The following is a 446-nucleotide window of genomic DNA, read 5'->3' as shown; positions in this document are numbered from 1 at the left end:
AGGCAATATAGGAACAAAGAAACGACGCCTCCTTTTGGGTCTGTAGCTCAGGTGGTTAGAGCGCACCCCTGATAAGGGTGAGGTCGGTGGTTCAAGTCCACTCAGACCCACCACTTCAGATGACAAAGGACAGACGACAGAGAACAGAATTTGGCGGCTGTAACTATCTGAAGTGACAAAAGGAAGCAATAAGTGAAGAGATAATACTGTCATCTGACCTCTGTTATCTGTTTTCTGGATTGGGGATATAGCTCAGCTGGGAGAGCGCCTGCCTTGCACGCAGGAGGTCAGCGGTTCGATCCCGCTTATCTCCACCAATCATCATTGCTAAGGGTAAAAGTAAAGTTGCGATAAAGTCGGTAAAACATAAATAAAAACGACCGCACTTTTATGTTTAGCAATGATGATGTGAACGCAAGTTCAATTATCTTATTTTGTTCTTTAAC

The 446-nt window shown here is 44.4% G+C and carries 2 tRNA genes; both read left to right on the top strand.

Annotated elements, in window-relative coordinates:
- Nucleotides 1-36 precede the first annotated feature (36 nt).
- Nucleotides 37-113: transfer RNA gene (locus BN3349_RS11860), tRNA-Ile, on the top strand.
- Between the two features lie 128 nt (nt 114-241).
- A tRNA-Ala gene (locus tag BN3349_RS11855) sits at nt 242-317 on the top strand.
- The last annotated feature ends 129 nt before the right edge of the window (nt 318-446 follow it).

The organism is Necropsobacter massiliensis (assembly GCF_000827595.2).
GTDB classification, from domain to species: domain Bacteria; phylum Pseudomonadota; class Gammaproteobacteria; order Enterobacterales; family Pasteurellaceae; genus Necropsobacter; species Necropsobacter massiliensis.
Note: the sequence above shows the minus strand (reverse complement) of the source record. Positions and strands in the feature narration are given on the sequence as shown.